The sequence below is a fragment of the Burkholderia sp. BC1 genome (genome assembly GCF_052683555.1).
The window spans coordinates 46552-66606 of sequence record NZ_JBQYLP010000005.1; the positions used below are offsets into that span (position 1 = coordinate 46552).

At 69.6% G+C, this 20055-nt stretch carries 15 protein-coding genes; 2 read left to right on the forward strand and 13 right to left on the reverse strand.

Features of this window, described 5'->3' with window-relative positions:
* Positions 1-48: 48 nt before the first annotated feature.
* Positions 49-171, forward strand: a complete 123-nt coding sequence (gene cydX, locus ACSHSS_RS03970; RefSeq protein ID WP_006398224.1) for a cytochrome bd-I oxidase subunit CydX — start codon at positions 49-51, stop codon at positions 169-171.
* A 148-nt stretch (positions 172-319) separates the two neighbouring features.
* Here cydX and nagE read toward each other — a convergent pair whose 3' ends face one another.
* From nagE to ACSHSS_RS04025, 11 genes are all read right to left on the reverse strand, one after another.
* Entirely contained in the window at positions 320-2110 is a 1791-nt protein-coding gene (gene nagE, locus ACSHSS_RS03975; RefSeq protein ID WP_012212677.1) for an N-acetylglucosamine-specific PTS transporter subunit IIBC, read from the reverse strand.
* Between the two features lie 79 nt (positions 2111-2189).
* Entirely contained in the window at positions 2190-4772 is a 2583-nt protein-coding gene (ptsP, locus tag ACSHSS_RS03980) for a phosphoenolpyruvate--protein phosphotransferase (protein WP_261512192.1), read from the reverse strand.
* A 15-nt stretch (positions 4773-4787) separates the two neighbouring features.
* Entirely contained in the window at positions 4788-5795 is a 1008-nt protein-coding gene (locus ACSHSS_RS03985; protein WP_039220140.1) for an SIS domain-containing protein, read from the reverse strand.
* The gene (gene nagA / locus ACSHSS_RS03990; RefSeq protein ID WP_006398220.1) at positions 5788-6891 is read right to left on the reverse strand and encodes an N-acetylglucosamine-6-phosphate deacetylase; all 1104 of its coding nucleotides are present in this window, start codon (positions 6889-6891) and stop codon (positions 5788-5790) included. Before nagA ends, ACSHSS_RS03985 begins: the two co-directional genes overlap by 8 nt.
* Positions 6892-6974: 83 nt before the next feature.
* Positions 6975-7709, reverse strand: coding sequence for a GntR family transcriptional regulator (locus ACSHSS_RS03995; RefSeq protein WP_261512191.1), 735 nt, complete (start codon positions 7707-7709; stop codon positions 6975-6977).
* Between the two features lie 319 nt (positions 7710-8028).
* On the reverse strand, positions 8029-11244 hold the full coding sequence (locus ACSHSS_RS04000) for an error-prone DNA polymerase (RefSeq protein ID WP_261512190.1): 3216 nt from the start codon (positions 11242-11244) through the stop codon (positions 8029-8031).
* Positions 11245-11250: 6 nt separating this feature from the next.
* Positions 11251-12738 (reverse strand): Y-family DNA polymerase, encoded by a 1488-nt coding sequence (locus tag ACSHSS_RS04005; protein ID WP_060111893.1) that lies wholly within the window; start codon positions 12736-12738, stop codon positions 11251-11253.
* Complete coding sequence (gene imuA, locus ACSHSS_RS04010) at positions 12671-13378, reverse strand: translesion DNA synthesis-associated protein ImuA (protein ID WP_039220701.1); 708 nt, start codon at positions 13376-13378, stop codon at positions 12671-12673. The genes ACSHSS_RS04005 and imuA overlap by 68 nt, the downstream gene beginning before the upstream one ends.
* 194 nt (positions 13379-13572) lie before the next feature.
* Positions 13573-14367: an ABC transporter ATP-binding protein gene (locus tag ACSHSS_RS04015; protein ID WP_217104145.1), complete on the reverse strand. Its 795-nt coding sequence runs from the start codon at positions 14365-14367 to the stop codon at positions 13573-13575.
* Between the two features lies 1 nt (position 14368).
* Positions 14369-15265, reverse strand: a complete 897-nt coding sequence (locus ACSHSS_RS04020) for an ABC transporter permease (RefSeq protein WP_445544610.1) — start codon at positions 15263-15265, stop codon at positions 14369-14371.
* A 135-nt stretch (positions 15266-15400) separates the two neighbouring features.
* A complete protein-coding gene (locus ACSHSS_RS04025) occupies positions 15401-16366 on the reverse strand; it encodes an ABC transporter substrate-binding protein (protein WP_261512185.1) in 966 nt (321 codons plus the stop codon).
* 264 nt (positions 16367-16630) lie between these two features.
* Between ACSHSS_RS04025 and ACSHSS_RS04030 the strand changes: the two genes are divergently transcribed.
* Positions 16631-16957 carry a VF_A0006 family four-cysteine protein gene (locus ACSHSS_RS04030; protein ID WP_006407023.1) on the forward strand — a complete coding sequence of 109 codons (327 nt, stop codon included), beginning with the start codon at positions 16631-16633 and terminating at the stop codon, positions 16955-16957.
* Between the two features lie 207 nt (positions 16958-17164).
* Here ACSHSS_RS04030 and ACSHSS_RS04035 read toward each other — a convergent pair whose 3' ends face one another.
* Entirely contained in the window at positions 17165-17980 is an 816-nt protein-coding gene (locus ACSHSS_RS04035) for a MetQ/NlpA family ABC transporter substrate-binding protein (RefSeq protein ID WP_006398211.1), read from the reverse strand.
* A 241-nt stretch (positions 17981-18221) separates the two neighbouring features.
* The gene (locus tag ACSHSS_RS04040; protein ID WP_445544611.1) at positions 18222-19865 is read right to left on the reverse strand and encodes a methyl-accepting chemotaxis protein; all 1644 of its coding nucleotides are present in this window, start codon (positions 19863-19865) and stop codon (positions 18222-18224) included.
* Positions 19866-20055 lie beyond the last annotated feature (190 nt).

Here is a 20055-nt window from a genome sequence, read left to right on the forward strand (position 1 = left end):
CGCGCAGGCGCGTCGCGGCCGCTCCCCCGTTTCGCAAGGAGTCGGATCATGTGGTATTTCAGCTGGATTCTCGGGATCGGCGTCGCGCTGTCGTTCGGGATCGTCAACGCGATGTGGCTCGAGGCGCGCCAAAAGCAACAGGAAGCGTCGGTGCGCGTGCCGCGCAAGTGACGTCGAGCAGCGGCGGCGGTGGCCGTGGCGGCCAACTGCTGCTGCGCGCCGCGCCAAAAGAAAACGGCTTGCGATCGCATCGCAAGCCGTTTCCGTTTTGCGGGCCGGCCGCCGATCCGCTATGCGGATGCGGGCCGGCGTCGTCGCGTCAGGCCGGCTGCGCGGCCGCGCCGTCGCCGGCCGACGGCAGGCGCGCACCGAGCTGCTGTGCGTAGCGCGCAGCCGCGTTGCCGCAGACGATGTGCAGCGTGTCCGACGACACCCATGCGACGTCGAGCGTGCCGAGGCGCTCGCGATCGACCGCCGACGGATCGCGCACGACGACGCGCAAACGTGTCGTCGCGATCGCGTCGAGCGACACGACGTTCGTCGCGCCGCCGAACACCGCGAGCCAGCGCGCGGGCTCCGGATCGAGCGGGCCGGCTGCCGCGCCTGCGGCAGGCTCCGCGACGGCGCCCGCAGGCGTCGTCGCGTTCACGGCCGCGCCTGCTGCGCCGCCGCCGATCGCCGCGCGCATCTCGTCCGCGATGATGTCGGCCTCGGGCCCGATGATCACCTGCACGCTGTTGCCGCCGCGCTTGAGCACGCCGCGCGCACCGATCGACTTGAGCTCCGGCTCCGATACCTTGGCCGGATCGACGACGGTCAGACGCAGACGCGTCGTGCATGCATCGACGACGCTCAGGTTGCCCGCACCGCCGAGCGCCGCGATATAGCGCTGCGCGCGAGGCGCGGCGGCCGCGGCCGTCGCAGTGCCCGCAGCGCCGGCCGCCGGCGCGACGAAGCCGCCGGACGCATACGATTCGCTCGCCGCATCGGCCGATGCCGGCTCGCGGCCCGGCGTCGCCATGTTGAAGGTGCGGATGAAGAAGCGGAACAGTGCGTAATACGCGATGCCGTATGCGATGCCGAGCGGAATCGCGATCCAGCCCTTCGTCGACAGCCCGTAGTTCAGCACGTAGTCGATCGCGCCGGCCGAGAACGTGAAGCCGAGCTTCACGCCGAGGATCTGGCAGATCGCGAGCGACAGCCCCGTCAGCACCGCGTGGATCACGTACAGCACCGGCGCGAGGAACATGAAGCTGAATTCGATCGGCTCGGTCACGCCCGTGAGGAACGAGGTCAGCGCCATCGAGAACAGCAGGCCGCCGACCATCGCGCGGCGCTCCTTCGGCGCTTCATGCAGCATCGCGAGACATGCGGCCGGCAGGCCGAACATCATGATCGGGAAGAAACCGGCCATGAAGGTGCCCGCGGTCGGATCGCCCGCGAAGAAGCGATGCAGGTCGCCGTGCACGATCTCGCCGCCGGCGGGCGGCGTGAAGTTGCCGAACACGAACCAGGCGAGCGAGTTGATGATGTGGTGCAGCCCCGTGACGAGCAGCAGCCGGTTCAGGAAGCCGAACACGAACGCCCCGATCGCGCCCGCCGTCGTCAGCCACTGGCCGGCCGCGTCGATCGCATGCTGGATCGGCTGCCACACGTACCCGAACACGATGCCGAGCACCACGCATACGAGCCCCGTGATGATCGGCACGAACCGCTTGCCGCCGAAGAACGCGAGGTAGTCGGGCAGCTTGATGTCCTTGTAGCGGTTGTACAGCAGGCCGGCCACGACACCCGCGATGATGCCGGACAGCACGCCCATGTTCAGCTTCGGGTCGATGTCCTTCATGATCGCGGTTTCGATCAGATAGCCGATCGCGCCCGCGAGCGCCGCGACGCCGTTGTTGTCCTTCGCGAAGCCGACCGCCACGCCGATCGCGAACAAGAGCGGCAGGTTGTCGAAGATCGCGCCGCCGGCATCGGCAATCATCTTGATGTTGAACACGTCCGGCTGCCCGAGCCGCAGCAGGATGCCGGCGACCGGCAATACCGCGATCGGCAGCATCAGCGCCCGTCCCAGGCTCTGTATCTTCAGAAACGGATTCCCGTCCATTCAGTCCTCCAGTCCATTGTCTCGTCGTTGACTTGATTGCTTTCGTAGTAAAACGGGCCGCGAGCCCGCCGCCGACGACTCAGTCGAGCGGCCAGATCTCGCGGCTTGCTGCCCTGACCGCGTGCGCCGAATCGAGCGCGAGCAGATCCTGCGCACGCTGACGGCACAACGCGTAATCGAGACGGCGCACGCGCGCCTTGATGCCCGGCACCGATACAGGATCGACCGACAGTTCGGTCACGCCGAGGCCGACGAGGATCGGCACCGCGAGCGGATCGCCGCCGAGCGCGCCGCATACGCCGACCCACTTGCCGTGTTTTTCCGCGCCGCGCACCGCGAGGTCGATCAGGCGCAGCACGGCCGGATGCAGCCCGTCGGCCTGCGCGGCCAGATCGGGCTGGCAGCGGTCCATCGCGAGCGTGTACTGCGTGAGATCGTTGGTGCCGATCGACAGGAAATCCGCATGCTGCGCGAGCTGATCGGCGAGCAGCGCGGCCGACGGCACCTCGATCATCACGCCGACCTCGATCGGCTCGGTGCGGCCCTGCGCGCGCGCGAATTCGTCGATGCGCTTGCGCAGCCGCACCAGTTCGCCCGCATCGGTGACCATCGGCAGCAGGATGCGCACCGCACCGAACGGCTTGACCGCGAGCAGGCCCTGCAACTGATCGTCGAGCAGATCGGGACGCACCTGCGCGAGGCGAATGCCGCGCAGGCCGAGCGCGGGATTCGGTTCCGGCGGCAGCGTCAGGTAGTCGACCTCCTTGTCGGCGCCGACGTCGAGCGTGCGGATGATCGCGGTGCGGCCCTGCAGCGCGTCGACGATCGCCTGATAGCTCTGCTGATGTTCGAGCATCGTCGGCGCAGCCTGGCGGTGGATGAACATCAGTTCGGTGCGTAGCAGGCCGACCGCGTCCGCGCCGTTGTCGACGGCGGTGTTCGCGTCGTCGAGCGTCGCGATGTTCGCGGCCACTTCGATCGCGCGGCCGTCGGCGGTCGCGGCCGCCGCGCCGGCCATCCGGCGGTTCGCTTCGCGCACGCCGGCCAGACGCTCGCGCTCGTGGCGCGCACGTTCGACGTCGAGCGCAGTCGGCGCATGTTCGAGCCGCCCGGCGCTCGCATCGACGACGACCTGCGTGCCGTCCGGAATCGCGTACAGCCCGTCGCCGACCGCGACGAGCGCCGGAATGCCGAGCTGCCGCGCGATGATCGCCGCATGCGAGGTCGCGCCGCCGCGCGCCATCACGAGCGCGGTCACGCGGGCGCGATCGAGCGACGACAGATCGGACGGCGTGAATTCCTCGGCCGCGAGCACGGCCTCGTCGGGCAGCGCGCGTACCGCGCCGCTCGTATGGCCGAGCGCGCGCAGCACGCGCTTCTCGATGTCGCGCAGGTCGGCCGCGCGCTCGGCAAGCAGCGCGTCGTCGAGCTTCGACAGCGTGTCGATCTGCGTGCGGATCGTCGCGCGCCAGGCGAAGCCCGCGCTCTTGCCGAGGCTGATCAGGTCGCGCGCCGCGTCGATCAGCGTCGGATCCTCGAGCAGCACGCGGTGCACCGCGAAGATGCCCGCTTCGCCGACCGCGCCGCGCGCCGATGCGCTGCGCACGGTGCCGTCGAGTTCCGCATCGACCGTCTTCAGCGCCTGATCGAGACGGCGGCTTTCCGCGGCCGGCGTGCCGGCGGCCTGTTCGGGCGGCACGATGTCGGCGTCGTCGAGCCGCACCAGCGTGCCGACCGCGATGCCGGGCGCGGCGCAGACGCCGGCAAGCGTGTTCGGCGCGAGCGGCGCGCCGCTGCGGTTCGCGACCGGCTGCGGCGCCGGCGACGTCAGCCGCGCCGGCTTTTCCTCGGCCTCGCCGTGCGCTTCGCGCAGCAGCTCGGCGGCAACCGCATCGACGGCCTGCTGCGCATGCGCGCCGCGGCCGACCAGCACGACCGTCGCACGTTCGCCCGCGCCGAGACCGAGCAGGCCGACGACGCTTTCGATCGGCGCCTTGCGGCCGTCGAAATGCACTTCGACGTGCGCATCGTGCCCGCGCGCCGCTTCGCGCGCACGCGCGGCCGGCCGCGCATGCAGGCCGCCGGGCTGCGTGAGCACGAGCTCGCGCCGCACTTCGTTCATCGCGGCTGCGCCCGCCTGCGCGGCCTGCGCGGCGGCCTCGCCCTTGCCGCGCAGCGTGAGCAGCGGCGTCTCGCCGGCCGTCGCGAAACCGCTCGCGCGCTCGATCACGTCGAACGCATCGGAATTCGCGATCGCGATCACCGATACCAGCGAATGCGCGGTGCGCGCGACTGCGTCCTGATCGAACTCGATCAGCAGGTCGCCCGCTTCGACGCGCGCGCCGGCTTCGACGCACGCGGTGAAGCCCTGCCCGTTCAGCTCGACGGTGTCGATGCCGATGTGCAGCAGCACTTCCGCGCCGTGCGGCGTCGTGATCGTCACCGCGTGACCCGTGCGCGCGAGATGCGACACGATGCCCGCGCACGGTGCGACCAGCTTGCCGGCAAGCGGATCGATGCCGATGCCGTCGCCGAACATCCCGCCGGAGAACACCGGATCGGGCACGTCGGCCAGTGCGACGATCGGCCCCGTCAGCGGGGCGAGCAGGACGATCTGATCGTGGGTGGAACTCTTCAACTGGGACTCCTCGGCGCGTCTCATCGGCTGTCTCGGCTATCAGTGCGTTTCGGTGACTTTGTTCAGGTGGCGCGGCGTGTCGGGATTGCGGCCGCGCGCGACGGCAAGCTCGGCCGCCATCACGTAGAACGAAAGAATGGCGGCGATCGGGTCGAGCGCCGGATGGGCGGACGAGGCGAGCGGCAGCGTCGCACCCGGCGTGCCGGCGGGCGCGGCGACGAGCACGGCCGCGCCGCGGGCGCGCATGTCGTCGGCGAGCTGCAGCAGGCCGGCCTGCTCGGGGCCGGGCGGCGCGAACACGAGCAGCGGGTAGTCGCGGTCGATCAGCTCCATCGGGCCGTGACGCACCTCCGCGCTCGAGAACGCCTCGGCCTGAATGCCGGACGTTTCCTTCAGCTTCAGCGCGGCTTCCTGCGCGATCGCGAGGCCGAGGCCGCGGCCGATCACGATCATCCGCTCGACGCCGGCGAGCGCGTCGACGGCCGCCGACCAGTCGAGCGTGCCCGCGCGCGCGAGCACGTCGGGCAGCCCGCGCAGCGCCGTCATCAGTGCGGCGTCGCGCTGCCAGAACGCGACGATCTGCGCGGACAGCGACAGCATCGCGATGTAGCTCTTCGTCGCCGCGACCGACAGCTCGGGGCCGGCCAACAGCGGCAACTGGTGCTCGCACGCGTCGGCGAGCGGCGACGGCAGCACGTTGACGGCCGCCACCGTGCGCGCGCCGGCTTCGCGCAGCGCAGTCATCGTATTGACGAGATCGGGACTCTTGCCCGACTGCGAGAACGCGATCGCGAGCTGGTCCTGCACCTTCAGCGGCGCCTGCTGCAGCGTCGCGACCGACATCGGCAGCGACGCGACCGGCACGCCGAGGCGGCTCATCGTCAGGCTCGCGAAATAGCTCGCGGCATGATCGGAGCTGCCGCGTGCGACCGTCAGCGCGACGGCCGGCGGATGATCCATCAGCTGGCCGGCGAGCGCTTCGACGCGCGTCGTGTCGGCAAGCTGCGCGGCGACGACCCGGGCGGACTCGCGCGCTTCGTTAAGCATATTCGACAATCGATTCTCCTTCGACGTAGGTCGCGGTGAGGTTCAGGTCGCGATCGAACACGACGAGGTCGGCCCACGCGCCGCGCTCGAGGCGGCCGCGATCGGCAAGGCCGAGGTAGTCGGCCGCATAGCGCGACATCCGGTTCGACACGTCGGCGATCGGCAGACCGAGCGACACGAGGTTGCGCAAGGCCTGGTCCATCGTCAGCGTGCTGCCGGCGAGCGTGCCGTCGGCGAGCCGCACGCCGCCGAGGCACTTCGTCACGTGCTGGCTGCCGAGCCGGTATTCGCCGTCGGGCATGCCGGTCGCCGACGTGCTGTCGGTGACGACGTACAGCCGCGGAATCGCGCGCAGCGCCGCGCGGATCGCACCCGGATGCACGTGCAGCAGATCGGGAATGATTTCCGCGTATTCGGCGTGCGCGAGCGCCGCGCCGACGAGGCCGGGATTGCGGTGATGGAGCGGCGACATCGCGTTGAACAGATGCGTGAAGCCGCACGCGCCGTGCTTGAGCGCTGCGACGGCATCGTCGTACGTCGCGAGCGAGTGGCCGAGCTGCACGCGCACGCCGCGCGCAGCCATCTCGCCGATGATCTCGATATGGCCGGCGATTTCCGGCGCGAGCGTGACGACGCGGATCGGCGCGATCGACAGATACTTCAGCACTTCGTCGAGCACCGCGGACACGGCCGCGTCCGGCTGCGCACCGAGCTTGCCGGGATTGATGTACGGGCCTTCGAGATGCACGCCGAGCACGCGCGCGCCGCCGGGCGTGCGCGTGCGCGCCGCGGTGCCGAGATTCGCGACGACTTCCATCAGTTCGTCGCGCGGCGCGGTCATCGTCGTCGCGAGCAGGCTCGTCGTGCCGAACTGCGCGTGCGTGCGCGCGATCGTCTCGATCGCGTCGCCGCCTTCCATCACGTCGGCGCCGCCGCCGCCGTGCACGTGCAGATCGATGAAACCGGGCAGGATGTACGGCGCGTCGTTCTTCGCGGGATCGGCGGGCGTGCCGTCGAGGGTGGTGATGCGGCCGTTCTCGCTGTCGAGCGAGCCGTGAATCCAGCCGTCGGGAGTCAGGATGTTGCCAGTCAGCATGACGTTCTCTTGAGGATCGGGTGACGCGGGCATCCGCGTCGTGATGTGCGAATCGGTTGCATGTCGGCGCGCAGTGTCGCGCGTCAGCGTTTCAGTTCGGCGACGAAGTCGTAGTAGTCGTCGCGGCAATACGTTTCGGTCACTTCGATCGCGCGCTGGTCGGCACCGTAGCCGATGCGCGTGATCACGAGCAGCGCGGCGCCCGGCTTCACGGCCATCCACTTCGCGATCTCGCGCGTCGCGTTGACCGCGCGAAAGTGCTGCAGCGCGCGCACCACGTTCATGCCGCGCGCTTCGAGGTATTCGTACAGCGACGCGCCGAGCGCGAGCGGATCGGGCACGACCGCGGCCGGCAGCGTCGAATGCTCGACGGCCATCACGATGCCGTCCGCGCGGCGCAGCCGTTCGAGCCGCGCAACCATCGCGCCCGGCGCGAGGCCGAGATGCGTGAGCTCCGCGCGCGTCGCCGCGCGCAGCCGGCGCTCGAGCCAGACCGAATCGGGCATGAAGCCGCGCTGGCGCATCTTCGCGGTGAAGCCGACGAGCCGCGACAGCGGATCGGCGACGCGCGGCGTGATGAAGCTGCCCGCGCCGCGCGAGCGTCTGATGAGGCCCTGCTCGACCAGCAGCGCGAGCGCACGTCGCGCCGTGATCCGCGAGACGCCGACCGACGCCGACAGCGCGCGCTCCGACGGCAGCGCCTCGCCGGCCCGCCAGGTGCCGCCGTGAATCGCGCCGGCCAGCTTGCGGGCGAGCTGCAGATAGAGCGGCGTATCGCTGAGCGGATCGAGCGCCAGTTCGGACCAGCCGGTTTCCATGTGCCTCCGGGTGTCGGACGACGACCGCGAGCCGTCGAAAGTGAACGCATTATATAACCACCATAATACCAGTCAACGAACTGGTATTAGCGCGTCGAAAATCGCCGGGAGCCTTGTCCGGCAAGCGGTTTAGTTTCCGCAAAGCCTTTGTTTACAACGTAATTCGGGATAGGGATTTACCCGCATCGGTCTGCCTGCGCGCGCATTCCGGGGGCTGGAACGACGCGTTTAGGCCGCAAGAAACGGGACCAGAATAGAACCAGTTCTCGAAACTGGTATGCACCGGCGACGCGTGCCGGCGGGCGGCCGGCACGGTGCCTCAGTGGAACTCGCGCGTCGACGTGCGCAGGCCGCCGAGCAGCGGCGTGAGGTCCTCGAAATGCTGCGCGACGAGATGCCTCACGTCGCTGACGACCTGCCAGACGCCCGACGCGGCGAGCAAGCGCGAATCGAGCGTTTCGCGACGTTGCCGCGCGAGCAGCTCGGGGCGCACGATCACGTTCACGCAGCCCGTTTCGTCCTCGAGCGTCATGAACAGCACGCCTTTCGCGGTGCCCGGCATCTGCCGCGCGATCACGATGCCGCATGCGCGCGCGAGCCGGCCGTCCGGACGATCGCGCAGCTCGGCCGCGGACGACAGCCGCCGCGCGCGCAGCGCGGGCCGCAGCAGCGCGACCGGATGACGGTTCAGCGTGAGGCCGGTCGTGTCGTAGTCGGCGAGAATCTCGTCGGCTTCCGACGGCGCGCCGAGCGCCGGCCGCTCCGCTTCGTCGATCGGCGCGGCCGCGAGCAGATCGCGATCCGGCGCCGCGGCGACGGCCTGCCACAACGCGTCGCGGCGATGGCCGGCGAGCGTCGCGAGCGCGTTCGCGGCAGCCAGCGCTTCGAGATCGCGACGCTCGAGCCGGGCGCGGCGCGCGAGCGCATCGACGTTCTCGAACGGGCCGGCCGCGCGTGCGGCTTCGATGCGCCGCGCGGCCGCCTCGCCGAAGCCGCGCACGAGCGACAGCCCGAGCCGCACCGCGGGATCGCCCTCCGGCGGGGCGGCGCCGGGCAGCGCTTCGAGCGAGGTCTCCCAGTTGCTTTTCGTCACGTCGACCGGAAACACGGTCACGCCGTGACGCCGCGCATCCTGCACGAGTTGCGCGGGCGCATAGAAGCCCATCGGCTGGCTGTTCAGCAGCGCGGCAACGAAGATCGCCGGTTCGTGGCATTTGAGCCAGCTGCTCGCGTACGCGAGTTTCGCGAAGCTCGCCGCGTGGCTCTCGGGAAAGCCGTATTCGCCGAAGCCCTTGATCTGCTCGAAGATCTGCTCGGCGAACTCGCGCGTGTATCCGCGCTCGAGCATCCCGTTGACGATCTGGTCGTGATATTTGCCGAGATCGCCCTTGCGCTTCCATGCGGCCATCGCGCGCCGCAGCGCATCGGCCTCGTCCGGCGTGAAGCCCGCCGCGACGATCGCGATCTGCATCACCTGTTCCTGGAAGATCGGCACGCCGAGGGTGCGTTCGAGCACCGCCTTGAGCGCGTCGCTCGGATACGTGACCTCGCCCTCTTCTTCGCCGGCCACGATCCTGCGCCGCTTCAGATACGGATGCACGGCGCCGCCCTGAATCGGCCCGGGCCGCACGATCGATACCTGGATCACGAGGTCGTAGTATTCGCGCGGCTTCAGGCGCGGCAGCATCGACATCTGCGCGCGCGACTCGATCTGGAACACGCCGACCGTGTCGGCGCGGCAGATCATGTCGTAGGTGTCGTCGTCGTGGCGCGGAATGTGGTCGAACCCGAACGGCTTCCCGTCAGGCTGCAGGCCGCGCCACGCGGTGATCATGTCGAATGCGCGATGCAGCGCCGACAGCATCCCGAGCGCGAGCACGTCGACCTTCAGCAAGCCGAGCGCCTCGAGATCGTCCTTGTCCCACTGGATCACGCGCCGCCCGTCCATCGCGGCATTCTCGACCGGCACGAGCCGCGTGAGCTTGCCGCGGCTGATCACGAAACCGCCCGAGTGCTGCGACAGATGGCGCGGAAAATTGAGCAGCCGCGCGGCGAGCTCCGCCCAGGTGCGGATCAGCGGCGTCGCGGGATCGAGCCCGACCATCTCGAACTGCTGCAGCAGATCGCGACTGCCGTCGAACCATCGATGCCCTTTCGCGACACGATCGACGAGCATCGGATCGACGCCGAGCGCCTTGCCGGTTTCGCGCAGCACGCCGCGCGGCCGATAGGTCGAGACGGCCGCCGCGATCGCCGCGCGATGCTTGCCGTATTTTTCGTAGATGTGCTGAATCACTTCCTCGCGCCGCTGATGCTCGAAGTCGACGTCGATGTCGGGCGGCTCGCCGCGATTCTCGCTGATGAAGCGTTCGAACAGCAGCGTGCTCTGCTCGGGATCCACCTCGGTGATGCCGAGGCAATAACAGACAGCCGAATTCGCCGCCGAACCGCGCCCTTGGCACAGAATGTTGCGGCTGCGCGCGTATTTGACGATGTCGTAGACGGTCAGGAAGAACGGTTCGTAGCTCAGCTTCGCGATCAGATCGAGTTCATGCCGGATCTGTTGTTCCACTTTCTCCGGCACACCCTGCGGATAACGTTCAGCCGCGCCGGCCTTGGTCTCCTGCTCCAGATAACTGGTCGGCGTATGTCCGGGAGGCACGATCTCGTCCGGATACTCGTAGCGCAGCGTATCGAGTTCGAAATGACACGCATCGAGAATCGCACACGTCTGCGCGATCTCGTCCGCCGAAAACAGCTTCGCGATCCGCGCAAGCGAACGCAGATGCTGCTCCGCATTCGGCGCGAGCGCATAGCCGCACTCGGACACCGGCATCCCGAGCCGGATCGCCGTCATCACGTCCTGCAGCGGCTTGCACGAGCGCTTGTGCATCGTCACGTCGCCGAGCGCGACGACACGCACGCCGCGCCGCGCGCCGGCCGCGCGAATCTCTTCGCGCTGCGGGCCGTCCAGCGCACGTTGCAACTGCACGAGCCCGAGCCGCGCACGCTCGCCGAACGTCGCGCGAAACCACGCGACCTGCGCGTCGAGTACATCTGCGCGCACCGGATACACGGGCACGAGAATCGCAAAACAGTCGGGCATCCCGCGCAGATGCGCGAATTCCTCGGGCGGCCTCGACAGCATGCGCGGCGTCAGCTGGTACGTGCCTTTCGGCGCGGCCATCCGTCGCCATGAAATCAGCTCGGACAGGTTGCCGTAGCCTTCGCGATTCTGCGCGAGCAGCACGAGCCCGAATGCGCCGGGCCCCGGGTCGTGACCGGGCGGCGCCTCATCCGGCGTGACCTCGAAGTACGAACCGATGATCAGCGGCAAGCCGGCGGCCCGCGCCGCGACATGCATCCGCGGTGCGCCCGCGAGCGAGCATTCGTCGGTGATCGCGATGCCGCGATAGCGGAGCTTCACGGCGCGCGCGACCAGTTCCTCCGCATGCGATGCGCCATGCAGGAACGAAAAGTTCGAACGGCAGAACAACTCCGCATAAGCGGGCAGCAACCGGGATTCCGCAACCATCGCCGCTCACCCGAACAGGCCGTGCAGAAACCAGTGCGGGTCTGCCTGACTGCTCATTCGTTCCCTGAATATCCAGTAGCACGCGCCCTCTTCGTCTTGCGCCACGTAGTAATCGCGCGCGATCGTTTGACCGTCGAACCAGCCTGCCTCGATCCGCTCGGGCGACGACATCGGCCTGAGCGGCGTATGGAACACCGGCCGGTTCTCGCGCATCAGCAGCGGCAACGGCTCGGGCAGCAACCATACGGGACGCGGCGGCATCGCCGGCGGCGCGCCCGGCGGCTTGCCGGCCTGCGCATCGAGCGGCAGCCAGCGATTCGCGGCTTCGGGCCGATGATCGGCCACCGGCGCCGCGCACAGCACGTTCTCGGCGCCGAGCCGCGCGACCAGCAGTTCGAGCAGCCGCGCGCGCGTTTCCTTCGTGCCGCCCGGCTCGGGAAACAGATCGTCGGCCGGCGGCGCGACCGATTCGACGCGCGTGGCCTTCAGGCGCACCGCGATCACCGCGGCCGGCAATTCGACGCGCGCAAGCCGTTCGCCGAGCAGCCGCATGAAATGCGCTTCGTCGCGCACGGGCGCGGCGAACGCGAGTTCGAGCGACGTGGGCGGCACGGCCTGGCGGCCGCGCTCGTGCTCGAGATCGAACGTCATCGCAGCCAGCGACAACTGCCGCGCGGCGAGCCAGCCGCACAACTGCACGACGAGACGCCGCGCGACGAACAGCACGGCTTCCGCATAGTCGACGCGCTCCGCCAATTCGAGCCGCACGTCGAACACCGGCGGCACCGCCATCCATGCCAGCGGCTCGACCGCGTCGCCATAGGCGCGATCGAGCGCGGCCAGCAGCGCCGGCCCGCAACGGCGCTGCAGCCCCTTGCGCGGCAGCCCGCGCAGATCGGCGAGCGTGCGGCAGCCGAGGCCGTCGAACCAGCCCGCATACGGACGCGCGTCGGGCAGCAGCACGCAGGGCAGCGCGTCGAGCGCGCGAACGAGCGATGCGCGGCGCGCGACGCGGCGCCGGCTGCGCACACGGGCCGACGCGCGCGCCAGCAGCCACGCGCCGCCGGCGGTCGGCGCGGCGGACATGCGTGCCGCATAGCCGAGCGCCGCGAGCGTCGCGCGCACTTGCCGGCACAGCGACGGCAAGCCGCCGAACAGGCGCAGGCTCGGGCCGACGTCGACGACGAGCGTCGCTTCGTCGGCCAGTGCGACGTTCGGCGAAAAGCGCAGCAGCGCGAGCGCGACCGCGCGCAGCGCATCGGCTTCGCGCGCGGGATCGCGTTCGACGAGCTGCGTGTCGGGCGCGAGCGTCAGCACGCCGCCGCGCTTCATGCCCGCGCGCACGCCCTGCCGCCGCGCGGCCGCATCGGCGATCAGCACGACGCCCTGCTCGAGCACCGCACAGCCGGCGCCGCCCGCATCGCCGTCAGACGGCGGCGCGGCGCACACGTCGAGCGGCAGGCGCGGCAGATGGATGCCGAGCAAGACGCGCATAGCGGCTCTCCACGATGGGCGACGGCAGGTCGAGTTCGAGCGGCTCGCTGCGCGCGGGCCCGCGGCGCTTCACGATGTCGAGCGACACGCCGCCCGGCGCCGGATACAGCGCGACGCGCAGCACCGCCGGCGACGGCTGCCGCGCGGCCGACAGCGGACGCAGCATCACGAACAGCGTGTCGCCGGTGCGCGCGGCCGCGAGATGCAGACGCCGCAGCGCGTCGGGCCGCGCATCCTGCCATAGCAGCAGCGCGCCGCAGCAGCCGGTCTTGAGCGCCTGCTCGGCGGCCCACAACGCATCGATGCGGCTGCCGGCGCGCAGCCACAGCAGCGACTCCGGCGGCACGCCGAGCGCGGCGAGCGCGGCCGCATGCGGCCATTGCGGCGGCGCGACGAGCACGAGCGGCCGCCGCGCGCTGACGGTGCGCGCGAGCGCGGGCGCGAGCAGCCGCATCTCGCCGCAGCCCGGCTGCGCGGCCAGCAGCTCGATCAGCCCGCCGACCGGCCAGCCGCCGCCCGGCAACTCGGCGGACAGCGTCGCGAAGCCCGTGTCGATCGTGCGCGGGCCGCCGCGCGCGAGCTGCGAGCCGCGCCAGAGCGACGGATGGAGGGATTCGGGGGACAGGGATGAAGCGGACATCATGCGACTCGATGCTGTATGGATATACAGTATAGAGGATCGCCTTGGGCGCTGTCAGGCCTCAACAAAAAGGGTCATGCAGATTGCCGGAGCCGCCGCCCAGGCGGCTATCCGTCCCCGCAAACGACGCGGGCCGCCGCGGCGACGCGCACGCTGCGCGCCGGCCGCGGCGGCCCGATCGGCCGAGCGGGCGCTCAGCCCAGCAGCAGCGCGTCGTCGTCGAGCTGCTCGTGCCGCACCTTCTCGAACATCTGCAGCAGATCCGGCACGTCGAGCCCCTTGCGCGCGTCGCCCGCCACGTCGAGCACGACCTGCCCCTGATGCAGCATCACCGTGCGATCGCCGTAGTCGAGCGCCTGCCGCATGCTGTGCGTGACCATCATCGTCGTCAGCTTGCTGTCGGCGACGATGCGCGCGGTCAGCTCCAGCACGAACGCCGCCGTCTTCGGATCGAGCGCGGCCGTGTGCTCGTCGAGCAGCAGGATCCGCGACGGCCGCAGCGACGCCATCAGCAGGCTCACCGCCTGACGCTGGCCGCCCGACAGCAGCCCGATCCGGTCGGTCAGCCGGTTCTCGAGGCCGAGGTTCAGCAGCCGCAGCTTGTCGCGGAACAGCTCGCGCGACGCGCGATCGAGCGCCGCGCGAAACCCGCGCCGCGCGCCGCGCGCCATTGCGAGCGCCATGTTCTCCTCGATCGTCAGCGCCTCGCAGGTGCCGGCCATCGGATCCTGGAACACGCGCGCGACGAGATGCGCACGGTCCCATGCGGGCTGGCGCGTGACGTCGGCGCCGTCGATCGCGATGCGGCCCGAATCGACGCGCTGGTCGCCGCTGATCGCATTCAGGAACGTCGACTTGCCGGCGCCGTTCGAGCCGATCACCGCGACGAACTGGCCGTCGGGAATCTCGAGCGACAGCCCGCGCAGCGCGCGCGTCTCGATCGGCGTGCCGGGATTGAACGTGAGTGTGAGGTCTTGTGCGGACAGCATGTCATGCCCCTCCGTTCTTGCGCGCGAACAGCTTCTTGCGCGTCGCCGGCAGCACCAGCGCGATCGTGACGAGCGCGGCCGTCACGAGGTTCAGGTCCTGCGCCTTCAGGCCGATGAATTCGCTGTTCAGCGCAAGCGCGATGAAGAAGCGATAGACGATCGCGCCGAGCACGACCGCGAGCGTCGTCAGCACGAGCCGGCGCGCGGGCAGCAGCGTCTCGCCGATGATCACCGCCGCGAGCCCGATCACGATCGTGCCGATCCCCATCGAGATGTCGGCGCCGCCCTGCGTCTGCGCGAACAGCGCGCCGGCGAGCGCGACGAGCGCGTTCGACAGCGCCATCCCGGCGAGCGTCGCGCGGCCCGTCGCGATGCCTTGCGCGCGCGCCATCCGCGGATTCGCGCCGGTCGCGCGCATCGCGAGACCGAGCTGCGACGAGAAGAACCAGTCGAGGCCGAGCTTCGCGACCACGACCACGAGCGCGAGCAGCGCCGGACGCAGCACGTAGTCGGGCAGCCAGTCGGGCTGCAGCACCGTGAAGACGCTCGGCTCGGTGATCAGCGGCACGTTCGGGCGGCCCATGATCCGCAGGTTCACCGAATAGAGCGCGATCATCATCAGGATGCTGGCGAGCAGATCCATGATCTTGAGGCGCACGTTGAGCCAGCCCGTCACGAACCCGGCGAGCGCGCCCGCGACGATCGCGAGACAGGTCGACGTGAACGGATCGTAGCCGGCGGAGATCAGCGTCGCGGCGACCGCGCCGCCGAGCGGAAAGCTGCCGTCGACGGTCAGGTCGGGGAAGTTGAGGATGCGAAACGAGATCAGCACCCCGAGGGCGACGAGACTGAAGATCAGGCCGATCTCCAGCGCACCCAGAAACGAGAACAGAGACATGATGGAAAATCCTGTTGCCTCCCGGCCGGACGTGTGCGGCCGGGCCAAGCGAACGAGCGGCCCCGGTGGGGGCCGCCCGTCCGGCGGTGTCGAGCAGGCCCCGATCGGGCCTTCGGGCGCAGCCGGGGCTGCGGCTTACTTGATGACCGTCTTCGCTTCCTTCACGAGATCCGGCGAGAGCGTCACGCCCTGCTTCGCGGCCGCGCCCGTGTTCACGAACAGCTCGAGGTTGCTGCTCGTCTCGGAGGCGATCGCGCCCGGCTTCTCGCCCTTCAGGATACGCGCGACGACCTTGCCCGTCTGCCGGCCGAGGTCGCCGTAGTTGATGCCGAGCGCCGCGATGCCGCCGCGCTTCACGCTGTCGGTGTCGCCGGCGACGAGCGGAATCTTCGCCTCGTTCGCGACCTTCACGAGCGCTTCGTACGCGGACACGACGTTGTTGTCGGTATTCGTGTAGATCACGTCGACCTTGCCGATCAGGCTCTTGGCGGCCGGGCCGATGTCGACCGTGCGCGGCGCGGCCGCTTCCTTCAGCGTCATGCCCTGCTTCGCGAGGATCTCCTTGAGCTCCTTCACGACGACGACCGAATTCGCCTCGCCCGGGTTGTAGACCATGCCGACCGTCTTCGCCTTCGGCACGACGCGCTTGATCAGCGCGACCTGGCGATCGAGCGGCAGCTTGTCGGACACGCCCGTCACGTTGGTGCTCGACGGGCCCCAGCCCTTCACGAGTTGCGCGGCGACCGGATCGGTCACGCCCGAATAGACGACCGGCACGCTCTTGGTGGCCGCGACGACCGCCTGCGCGGCCGGCGTCGCGATCGCGACGATCACGTCGGGCTGATCGCCGACGAACTTGCGCGCGATCTGCGCGGCCGTGCCGGTGTTGCCCTGCGCGCTCTGGTATTCCCACTTGAGCTTGTCGTCGCCGTAGCCTTCCGCCTTCAGTTCGGCACGCACGCCATCGCGGATCGCATCGAGTGCCGGGTGATCGACGATCGACAGCACCTTGACGGTTTGCGCGTGCGCAGCGCCGGCGAGCGCGAGTGCGGCCACGCCGGCCGTGATCGAACGGATCGCGAAAGTCTTGAAACGCTTCATGGGTGAGTCTCCCCCGTATTGTCGGTTCTGGATGATGGATTTCGCGCCGCGGCGGGCGCCGTCCGCGCGAAACGGCGGCGGCCGGCCCGCGCGCGTGCCCCGGGAAGGCACGCGGCGGCGAACGCACGAGGATACCATTTCCGCAGACCACCGCCTGACTCCGCGCTTTCGCGCGCCGCGCCGCCGCCGCGGCCCGACGCGGCCCGCCGCGTGCAGCGCTTTACGCTATGCTGTCGGCGGCCCTTTCATGTCATCGGGACGCCCATGCCTCCGGATCTCCGCTCGATCGCGACCGTTGCCGCGATCTCGATCGCCGCCGCGCTGTCGCCGCTGCCGGCCGCCGCATCCGGCCTCGCCGACGGCGACGCGCAATACGATCAGTGCATGCTGCAGGCGCTGCGCGAGAGCCGCAACGGCGCGGCGGCGCAACTGATCCAGCGTTCGTGCGACGCGCTGTACCGCAACAGCGCGATGCTGCTGCCGCGCGAGCGGCGCTATCACGAGTGCATCGTGCAGTCGCTGCCCGGCGTGCGCGACAACTATGCGATCCAGCAGATCATGGCGATCTGCTCGCGGCGCGGCGAGATGTGAGCGCCGTCATGCAGACACGGCCGGCCGCGCGGCGCTTGTCGTTCGCGAAAAGGGCGGCTGCACGAGGCAGGCCCTGTCGTTTCGGCGGCCCTTCGGGCCTTGTCGGCCGCTCCCGATCATGCGTAGCGGACGGGCACGCCCTGCCCGCCGCCGGACGAAAAAAAGGCCTGCACACAGGCAGGCCTTCGTTCGATCGTCCGATCGCGTTCAGAACGACGCGACCATCGAGCCCTTGAACTGCTTCTTGATGAATTCCTTCACCTCCGGCGACTGGTACGCCTTGACCAGCTTCTTCACCCACGGCTGATCCTTGTCCTTCGTGCGCACGGCGATCACGTTCGCGTACGGGCTCGTCAGCGACTCGAGCGCGATCGCGTCCTTCGTCGGCTGCAGGTTCGCGGCGAGCGCGTAGTTCGTGTTGATCACGGCCGCGTCGACGTCCGGCAGCACGCGCGGCAGTTGCGCGGCGTCGAGCTCGGAGATCTTCAGCTTCTTCGGATTGTCGGCGATGTCGAGCACCGTCGCGTTGTTGCCGCCCGTGCCGGCGCCGGCCTTCAGCTTGATCGCGCCCTGCGCCTGCAGCAGCAGCAGCGCGCGGTTCTCGTTCGACGGATCGTTCGGCACCGCGATCTTCGCGCCTTGCGGCAGCTCCTTCAGCGACTTGAACTTCTTCGAATAGACGCCGATCGGCGAGATGTAGGTCAGACCGGCCGTCACGATCTTGTAGCCGCGCTGCTTCACCTGGCTGTCGAGATAAGGCTGGTGCTGGAAGCTGTTCGCGTCGAGATCGCCCGCGTCGAGCGCCGCGTTCGGCTGCACGTAGTCGTTGAACTCGACGACCTTCACGTTCAGGCCTTCCTTCTCCTTCGCCACCTTCTGCACGACCTGCCACACCTCGGCATCCGGACCGGCGACCGTGCCGACCTTGATGACCTTGTCTTCGGCGTGCGCGCCCGCCGACATCGTCAGCGCGGCACCGGCGGCCAGCACGGAAAAGACTTTCAGGAGACTGCGACGCTTCATCTGGTTTCTCGCTTTCTTGCAAACTGGAAATGGGGCGCGATACGGGTATCCCCCGACTCGCAGCAAGGGGCAAATGGTGTCACAGGATCGGCGGGAAGTGAAATACATCCCGCTCATATGGGTATGCACCGCGACGGTGCCGGCGCGGGCCGTGGCGCCGGCCGTTTCGTCGGGGCCGCAGCCCGCCCCGCCGGGCCGTGCCGCCGTGCCCCATATCTCGGTGCGCGTGGCACGCCGCGCGTCAGGCGGCGACCGTCTCGCTGTCGGCGTCGTGCCGCTCGAAGGCCCGCTCGAAGGCCCGCTCGTCGGCGTGCGCACGCGGCGCCGCTTCGGCCGAATCGCCGACACGGAACGCGCCGATCGCATCGCGCAGCCGCCCGGCCTGCTCCTGCAGCGACGCGGCCGCCGCGGCCGCCTGCTCGACGAGCGCCGCATTCTGCTGCGTGACCTGATCCATCTGCGTGACCGCGCGTCCCACCTGCGTGATGCCGCTCGCCTGCTCCTCCGACGCGGCGGCGATCTCGCCCATGATGTCGGTCACGCGCGCGACCGCCTGCAGGATCTCGCCCATCGTCGTGCCGGCCTGGCCGACGAGCGTCGATCCGTTGCGCACGCGCTCGACCGAGTCGACGATCAGTTCGCGGATTTCCTTGGCGGCCGTCGCGCTGCGCTGCGCGAGCGAACGCACTTCGCCGGCCACGACCGCGAAGCCGCGCCCCTGCTCGCCCGCACGCGCCGCCTCGACGGCCGCGTTCAGCGCGAGGATGTTGGTCTGGAACGCGATCCCTTCGATCACGCCGATGATGTCGGCGATCTTGCGCGAGCTGTCGTCGATCTCGCCCATCGTGACGATCACGCGGCTCACGACGTCGTGGCCCGTGCGCGCGATCTCCGATGCGTTGTTCGCGAGCCCGCTCGCCTGCCGCGCGTTGTCCGCGTTCTGCTTCACGGTTGCCGTCAGCTGCTCCATGCTTGCGGCCGTTTCCTCGAGCGACGCAGCCTGCTCCTCGGTACGCTGCGACAGATCGTCGTTGCCGGCCGCGATCTGGCGGCTCGCGGCCGCGATCGACTCGGCCGACTGCCGGATCCCGCCCATCGTCGCCTGCAGCCGCGCCTGCATGTCGCGCATCGCGGCCATCATGCTGGTGCGATCGCCGGCGCGCACCGGCACCGGCTGCGTCAGGTCGCCCTGCGCGATGCGCATCGCGAGCGCGGCGGCCGCATCGGGCTCGCCGCCGAGGCTGCGGCGCACGTTGCGGATGATCACGAGCATCGCGGCGCTGATCAGAACGCCGATCACGAGCACGACGACGAGGTGGCCGGCGAGCGTCCGGTAGTAGACGGTATCGATGTCCTTCACGAACACGCCGCTCGAGATGTTCCAGTCCCACGGCGCGAAACGCGTGACGTAGCTGATCTTCGGCACCGCGGTCTCGCTATGCGGCAGCCGGCCGCGATATTCGGCGAAGCCGCTGCCGGTCGCCTTCGCGGCATTCAGGATCGTCACGAACAGCGGCTTGCCGTCAGGATCGAGATAATCGCCGACCTGCGTGCCGACGAGTTTCGGCAGCGTCGGATGCATCAGCACGACCGGCTTCGAGTCCATCACGAACACGTAGCCCGCGTCGCCGTAGCGCATCGCGGCGAGGCTCGCGAGCGCGTCGCGCTTCGCATCGGCCTCCGGCAGCGTGCCGCTCTGCGCGAGCGCGCAGTACGACTTCACGATGCCGGCCGCCGCGTCGACGAGATTCGTGATCCCTTCCTTGCGCTCGGCAAGCATCGTCGCGCGCGTTTCGTACGCGCTCCACGCGCCAACGCCGAGCAGACCGATCCATACCAGCGCAAGCGCGAGCCATAGCTTGCGATTCAAACTCATTCTGCTCATCGGAGGTGCCCTGTTGTCGATGTCGATGCGCGCGCAGGCCGCCGCGCGCAAACGGTTGCCCCCGTATTTACGGCAGTAGCGCTTACAACTTGAATACGGCGCGGCACCCGGCACGACAGCGAACGCCCGCTGTGCTACAAAGGTCCGCTGACCGGTGCGCGCAATGCGCCGGCGACACTCCGAGGCCATT

Bases quoted from the DNA above. Each gene is read 5' to 3' on its own strand.
- cydX (WP_006398224.1), top strand. From the start codon at position 49: ATGTGGTATTTCAGCTGGATTCTCGGGATCGGCGTCGCGCTGTCGTTC.
- nagE (WP_012212677.1), bottom strand. From the start codon at position 2,110: ATGGACGGGAATCCGTTTCTGAAGATACAGAGCCTGGGACGGGCGCTG.
- ptsP (WP_261512192.1), bottom strand. From the start codon at position 4,772: ATGAGACGCGCCGAGGAGTCCCAGTTGAAGAGTTCCACCCACGATCAG.
- ACSHSS_RS03985 (WP_039220140.1), bottom strand. From the start codon at position 5,795: ATGCTTAACGAAGCGCGCGAGTCCGCCCGGGTCGTCGCCGCGCAGCTT.
- nagA (WP_006398220.1), bottom strand. From the start codon at position 6,891: ATGCTGACTGGCAACATCCTGACTCCCGACGGCTGGATTCACGGCTCG.
- ACSHSS_RS03995 (WP_261512191.1), bottom strand. From the start codon at position 7,709: ATGGAAACCGGCTGGTCCGAACTGGCGCTCGATCCGCTCAGCGATACG.
- ACSHSS_RS04000 (WP_261512190.1), bottom strand. From the start codon at position 11,244: ATGGTTGCGGAATCCCGGTTGCTGCCCGCTTATGCGGAGTTGTTCTGC.
- ACSHSS_RS04005 (WP_060111893.1), bottom strand. From the start codon at position 12,738: ATGCGCGTCTTGCTCGGCATCCATCTGCCGCGCCTGCCGCTCGACGTG.
- imuA (WP_039220701.1), bottom strand. From the start codon at position 13,378: ATGTCCGCTTCATCCCTGTCCCCCGAATCCCTCCATCCGTCGCTCTGG.
- ACSHSS_RS04015 (WP_217104145.1), bottom strand. From the start codon at position 14,367: ATGCTGTCCGCACAAGACCTCACACTCACGTTCAATCCCGGCACGCCG.
- ACSHSS_RS04020 (WP_445544610.1), bottom strand. From the start codon at position 15,265: ATGTCTCTGTTCTCGTTTCTGGGTGCGCTGGAGATCGGCCTGATCTTC.
- ACSHSS_RS04025 (WP_261512185.1), bottom strand. From the start codon at position 16,366: ATGAAGCGTTTCAAGACTTTCGCGATCCGTTCGATCACGGCCGGCGTG.
- ACSHSS_RS04030 (WP_006407023.1), top strand. From the start codon at position 16,631: ATGCCTCCGGATCTCCGCTCGATCGCGACCGTTGCCGCGATCTCGATC.
- ACSHSS_RS04035 (WP_006398211.1), bottom strand. From the start codon at position 17,980: ATGAAGCGTCGCAGTCTCCTGAAAGTCTTTTCCGTGCTGGCCGCCGGT.
- ACSHSS_RS04040 (WP_445544611.1), bottom strand. From the start codon at position 19,865: ATGAGCAGAATGAGTTTGAATCGCAAGCTATGGCTCGCGCTTGCGCTG.